General features: G+C 37.6%; 6 protein-coding genes and 1 pseudogene. 2 read left to right on the top strand and 5 right to left on the bottom strand.

Annotation, left to right across the window (positions count from 1 at the left end):
- Both ACSHXM_RS12995 and ACSHXM_RS12990 read right to left on the bottom strand, forming a co-directional pair.
- Positions 1 to 353 (bottom strand): annotated as a pseudogene (locus tag ACSHXM_RS12995) (ATP-binding protein); the annotation flags it as partial.
- Complete coding sequence (locus ACSHXM_RS12990) at positions 344 to 1045, bottom strand: response regulator transcription factor (RefSeq protein ID WP_435689199.1); 702 nt, start codon at positions 1043 to 1045, stop codon at positions 344 to 346. The pseudogene ACSHXM_RS12995 and the gene ACSHXM_RS12990, both read right to left, overlap by 10 nt.
- Before the next feature lie 208 nt (positions 1046 to 1253).
- Here ACSHXM_RS12990 and ACSHXM_RS12985 point away from each other — a divergent pair, with 208 nt between their 5' ends.
- Both ACSHXM_RS12985 and ACSHXM_RS12980 read left to right on the top strand, forming a co-directional pair.
- A complete protein-coding gene (locus tag ACSHXM_RS12985; protein ID WP_435689198.1) occupies positions 1254 to 2105 on the top strand; it encodes a Spy/CpxP family protein refolding chaperone in 852 nt (283 codons plus the stop codon).
- A gap of 182 nt (positions 2106 to 2287) precedes the next feature.
- On the top strand, positions 2288 to 4156 hold the full coding sequence (locus tag ACSHXM_RS12980; RefSeq protein WP_435689197.1) for a DUF885 domain-containing protein: 1869 nt from the start codon (positions 2288 to 2290) through the stop codon (positions 4154 to 4156).
- Positions 4157 to 4222: 66 nt separating this feature from the next.
- Here the strand turns inward: ACSHXM_RS12980 and ACSHXM_RS12975 are convergent, their stop codons facing one another.
- The 3 genes from ACSHXM_RS12975 to ACSHXM_RS12965 all read right to left on the bottom strand — a co-directional run bounded on the left by ACSHXM_RS12975 (position 4223) and on the right by ACSHXM_RS12965 (position 5848).
- Positions 4223 to 4384, bottom strand: coding sequence for a hypothetical protein (locus ACSHXM_RS12975; protein ID WP_435689196.1), 162 nt, complete (start codon positions 4382 to 4384; stop codon positions 4223 to 4225).
- 48 nt (positions 4385 to 4432) lie between these two features.
- The gene (locus ACSHXM_RS12970) at positions 4433 to 5197 is read right to left on the bottom strand and encodes a tetratricopeptide repeat protein (protein ID WP_435689195.1); all 765 of its coding nucleotides are present in this window, start codon (positions 5195 to 5197) and stop codon (positions 4433 to 4435) included.
- Positions 5198 to 5440: 243 nt separating this feature from the next.
- Complete coding sequence (locus ACSHXM_RS12965) at positions 5441 to 5848, bottom strand: methylglyoxal synthase (protein WP_435689194.1); 408 nt, start codon at positions 5846 to 5848, stop codon at positions 5441 to 5443.
- Positions 5849 to 6000: the final 152 nt, after the last annotated feature.

The following is a 6000-nucleotide window of genomic DNA, read 5'->3' as shown; positions in this document are numbered from 1 at the left end:
GGGTCAAACTGTTCTAGTAATTGACGAGTTTTTACTTGCTCTTTGGTTAAACCAAATATCACTTTATTAGCTTCAGTATCAACTAAAACCAACCAAAAACGATTTCGCTTACTCATTTGAAACGCGTACTTATTCAAGTCAACGTTATGTTTATCTATCTGAAATTGAAATTTTCGCGCGACCTGACGTAAATTTTTTGCATGATTTGGCTTTAAGGGGCGGTATTTAACGCCTGAATCCAGTTGTTGTACCAACCAAATTGATGTCAAAAAAATGATAAAAGTGGCTAACCAAAACCATAAAAATACCCTAACAAATAAACTTCGGGCGGGATTAATACGTGTTAATGACATGATGAAACCAAATATTGATAACCCGCTCCACGTAGGGTCTTTATTTTTTCTTCAGGACTATAGTTGGCTAATTTTTTACGTAAATTACTCACATGCATATCAATACTACGATCAAATGCAGCAAGTTTTCTTCCCAATACTTTTTCACTAATATCTTGTTTACTGACTAACTTTCCTTGATTAATCATAAGTAACTGCAACACAGAAAACTCCGTACCTGTTAGTTCTAATAACTCTCCAGTACAACGCACTTGCTGCGTAGAAGGCGATAATTCTACATCCCCCATTTTAAGGTTTTGCTGTGCACTATTGCTCGGCAACATAGCCATACGTCGAACTAACGCCTTAATACGCGCAGACAATTCTCTATGATTAAAGGGTTTTGCCAAGTAGTCATCAGCTCCCATTTCTAAGCCTAATATTTTGTCGTAATCATCTCCCTTAGCCGTCAACATAAGAACAGGAGTTAAGTGACTCGTTCTCAGTCTTTTTAATACTTCAAAGCCATCTAGTTTAGGTAACATGACATCTAATAAAATTAAATCATAATGATTACTAGAGGTGGCTTTGTTTAATCCTTCTTCACCGTCATTAGCCACATCAATTATATAACCTTGAGGCTCTAAATATTGAGTCAACAATTCAGTGAACTCCGTATCATCATCTATTAGCAACAAATGTTTTTCTGTCATTTTCTTTACCTCTGGTATTAATACGTATTCAACTTCAACGTATCTCACTTTCAATATCTAGCAATATAACCCAAGTCTTTAACCACCAATATTGCTCTTTACAAAAGCTTTACATACTCTTTGCGTTTCTTTGCATTGTAGCAGTTAAACTTCTTTCCCATGTTCAGAATATATCTGAACAATTTAACCAACTTTAAAGGACACCAATATGTTCAAGCTTAACAAATTTGTCACCACACTAGCTGTTTGTTCATCTCTCGTGTTTGCAGCGCAGACGTTCGCGAAACCTGAACAAGGCCAACGTCAACATCAGATGAAAAGAATTCTATCTAAATTGGATATCACAGATACTCAAAAACAAGATATTAAACAAATAATGCAACAAGCCCGTGGCGATCAAAATGTCTCACGTGAAGATGTGAAAAGTTTCAGACAAGAGTTAGCCGCTTTAATACATGCTGAAGATTTTGATCAAGATGCAATTGAAGCATTACTAACCAGCAAACAAGAGCAACGTGCCAATGCAGGCTTACGTCAGGCACAAAATAAGCACGCCGTTTGGAACCTATTAACCACAGAGCAACAAACTCAATTTGCCAACATTATTGCTGAGCATAAAGCGAAAGCCGAGGAAGGCGCTGGTAAACGTAAAAAAGGAAGTAAAGGCCCTAAAAGCCAAAAGCGTAAAATGGCAAAACGACTAGGTTTAGATGAAGCACAGAAAACTCAACTTGCAAGCATCAAAACTCAAACAAAAGAAAGTGCCGGTGAACTAAAAGCCAATTTAAAAGCGTTTAAACAAGCTGAACGCACGTTGATTCACAGTGCAGAATTTAGCGCAGACGCTTGGGCCAGTTTACATCAAACACACCAAGCTGACTTTTTAGCCAAAGCGATACTAGAGGCCAAAACCAAACACCAAATATGGAATGTATTAACGGAAGAGCAGCAGGAAAAAGCACAAAAAATGCAACGTCGCATGAAAATGGCTAAAGGTAATAAAGGCCATAAAGGCAAGGCAGGTAAAGCAGGCAAACAACAACACCGGAAAAACGCCTAATCGAATAAGGTTTATTTAACTAATATAAGAAACGCCAGCCACACTGGCGTTTTTTTATAGGTAATACCTTTATGCCTATCCCATTAAATACTGAGTCCAATTTCTTATATTTTCTTTTATCCGGTTTTTAACTTATTCTGGTTAAAAACACATTAATAAATAAAAGCAAAATAGGGAGCATTATGAATAAAATCCTCAGTATTCTTACAATGTTGGTATTAAGTGCTTGTGGCCAGGCAAATAAAGAAAACAAAGCAAATCCCCCCATTCCAGCAGCCACCTCAAGCCAAATAGTAGCTCAATCTGAAAGCGAACGTCTCAATCAATGGTTTGACCGAAAATACGAAGAAGAACTAATGTTGTCTCCTATGAAACTCACTAGACTGGGTCGTAAAGAGAGGTATGACGAATTTAATGATTATAGTGAAGCCGAAGTAGACCAGAAATTAAAGTGGCAAGCCGATAGTGTGGCTGAATTAAAACGCTCATTTAACTACGAATTATTATCTGAAGACGTAAAAATTTCCTATGATTTATGGGTATACCAATACGAAGCAGCAAAAGCATTAGTACCGTTTCGCACCAATAAATACATTCTGACCCAAATGATGGGCAATCATACCTCTCTGCCTAATTTTGTGATCAATTACCATAAAGTAGACGAATTGTCTGATATGCAGGCCTACATAAAAAGAATAGGCGGATTATCGGTAGCAATTAGTAATTTATTAGAACGAGCAAAACTTAATGCTAAACAAGGTACACGCCCACCCTACTTCGCTTACGACAGTATTATTGAACAATCGAGTAACCTAATAAAAGGTCAACCGTTTGATCAAAGCGCACAAGATTCTCCAATGTTCGCAGATGCAAAAAGTAAAATAAAAGATTTACTTGATAACAATAAAATTGATGGTCAACAAGCCACTAGCTTAGAAGCAGAAACCCAAAAAGCCTTAACTGGTGATTTTAAAACAGCTTATCAAGATTTAATTACCTGGTTTACTCTAGATAGGAGAAATGTATCAGAACAAGCCAAAGGTGCAGGTGCACTACCAAACGGACAAGCTTTCTATAATGCCAAGCTACAAAACTACACGACTACGGATCTAGCAGCAGATGAAATTCATCAAACTGGCTTAAAGGAAGTGGCTCGAATTTTAGGCCTAATGCAAGAAATTAAATCATCAGTGAAATTTACAGGTAGCCTACAAGAATTTTTTGCGTATATAAAAAGTGATGTTAATAACCAACAATTTTACTATCCGAATACAGACCAAGGTCGTCAAGGATATATTGATGATTCAACGGCCTACCTAGATTATATTCACAAAAAATTGCCTGAGTATTTTGGGCTATTACCTAAAGCCAATTTAGTAGTAAAACGTGTTGAAGCTTTTCGTGAACAAGCTGGCGCACCGCAGCATTATGCAAAAGGATCTCCAGACGGATCTCGTGATGGCGTTTATTACGCACATCTATTAGATATGAGCGCTATGCCTAAAAATGAAATGGAAGCCATCGCATATCATGAAGGTAACCCAGGCCATCATATGCAGATATCTATAGCCCAGGAACTTGAAGGTGTGCCCAATTTTCGCACTCAGCTTAGTTTCACTAGCTATGTGGAGGGCTGGGCTTTATATTCAGAATTACTAGCCCAAGAAATGGGCGCTTATAACTCGCCTTATTCAAGATTTGGCCGTCTGGTTAGCGAAATGTGGCGAGCAATTAGATTGGTGGTGGATACAGGTATTCATTCTAAAGGTTGGACAGAACAACAAGCGATTGATTATTTTAGGCAAAACTCGCCAATTTCTGAAGGTGCAATATTAGCAGAGGTTAGACGTTACTTCGTATTGCCAGGTCAGGCTACAGGTTACAAAATCGGTATGATCAAAATATTGGAACTAAGAGAAAAAGCTAAGTTAGCTTTGGGTGATAAGTTCGACATTAGAGGTTTTCACGATACGATTTTAGGCGGTGGCGCAGTTCCACTCAGTCTACTAGAACGCATAGTTGATAATTGGATAACAAAAACTAAGGGATAATTTCTAACACTCCAGTTAGGTCGAATAAAGATTCCTCTTTTCATTTGTTAGGGGAACTTTTTTCAATTAGAAGTCTGGAATATATCTATGATAATCATCACCAATAAATAAAGGTGGTGTGATAATCATGTCGGCTGTTGCGACCATCATAGTCGGAGCAAAGTCGACATACTCGACCAATTTATTAACGACTTTACCGGCAGGGAATATTTTCTTATTAGAAGACATCACAATCACCGCGCCGTTTAGTGATTCTTTCCAAGAACCAAACTTTGATTAATTCAGTTTGATTTTCCCATCTAATGCGTGTTTTAAAAACTTCATTCTAGATTCAATTTTATGACGAAAATCACAGTTATGACACCTATCTAACGCAGATTCTATGCCAGACAAATGTTTACTCACCCCTTCTTTATCCTGACGTAATAATTTCATTAAGCCTAAACGATAATGAGCATCATATAGATATTTATCGATCTTAATGGCCTGTTCTAAATTGACTTCAGCTTCATCTGACCGACCCAATTGAATTTGCGACATACCTGTCATATAAATTTGAAACCCACGATTTTCACAGGTACGTTCCCGAACGATAAGTTTTTGTTGGGTAACTCCTGAAGACGGAGTATAAGTAACGTTAGTATTAATATTTACATTAACCGTACTGGGGTTGGTGCCTATGCGTGCTGACTCAGATTCTGCCTGAGCAAGCTGATTAGCCTGGCCAGTTTGAAAGGATTCTAAATAGTCTGCCTGATTCATTTCTGCCCGGAGAGCACAATCAGCATTTTCTTTAAACTCAATTTCAGCCAAAGAATAATCACCAGAATTAAACGCACGTAGGGCCATATCAGCATGTTGTCCTGATACGGCGATCCGCTCTATATGTTCTTTCGTATCTTTAGGCTTTTTCTGGGCATAAGTACTTTCCTGAGCAAAAGCACTAGGACCTAGTAACAATAAGATGGTAAGCAAATACACACTAGGTTTTGATGTTACACAAGCCATTACTTGATAACAAAATTTTACTATTCTAGACACTGTTCCACCGCTCATACTGATAAAAAATGATTTTGCAGTCTAGAACATCCCAAATTCTACTCATAGAAAAACTTGGTATCAATAAGTAGCGCAAATGTATTAAGCTGTATCAGCCTGACTAAGTGCCTCATTTACAATTAGGTTTAAATCAGCAAGCCTTGCTCGCACTATAATGATATTTAGGTAGCGAAAGATACCAAGATACGTTTAAAACTCGATGCCCTTTTCAACTTAGATTATTGATCAAAAATCAGGAATCGCTCGTTGATAGCCATCACCAATAAATAAAGGTGATGTGATAATCATGTCGGCTGTTGCGGTAGTACAGGCCACGGGTAAATTCCAAACTGAACACAATCTCAATAACGCTTTTACGTCAGGGTCGTGGGGGGCTGGATTAAGGGGGTCCCAAAAAAAGATAAGACAATCTAACTTCAACTCACAAATTAACGCACCGATTTGTTGATCTCCGCCTAAAGGACCACTCTTAAATCTATGCACGTCCAAATTTAATTCTTTTTGCAATAAACCACCTGTGGTGCCAGTTGCCACTAACTTATGTTTACTAAGCTCTGCTTTATGAGCAAGTGACCATTGAATTAAGTCGGGCTTTTTATGGTCATGGGCGACCAAGGCAATTGTTTTTTGCATAAATTGAATACTCTATTAAATAATTAATCAAATCATACCAACTAACCTAACAATTACAAAAAAAGCAGAAACAATATTGTTCCTGCTTTAAAGAATACGTTTTACTTGTGTTAAGAGCGGTTTATCTTTGCTATATAGTTTTGCAGCAAAGA

Source organism: Paraglaciecola sp. (assembly GCF_051252315.1).
In the GTDB taxonomy this organism is placed as follows: domain Bacteria; phylum Pseudomonadota; class Gammaproteobacteria; order Enterobacterales; family Alteromonadaceae; genus Paraglaciecola.
Note: the sequence above shows the minus strand (reverse complement) of the source record. Positions and strands in the feature narration are given on the sequence as shown.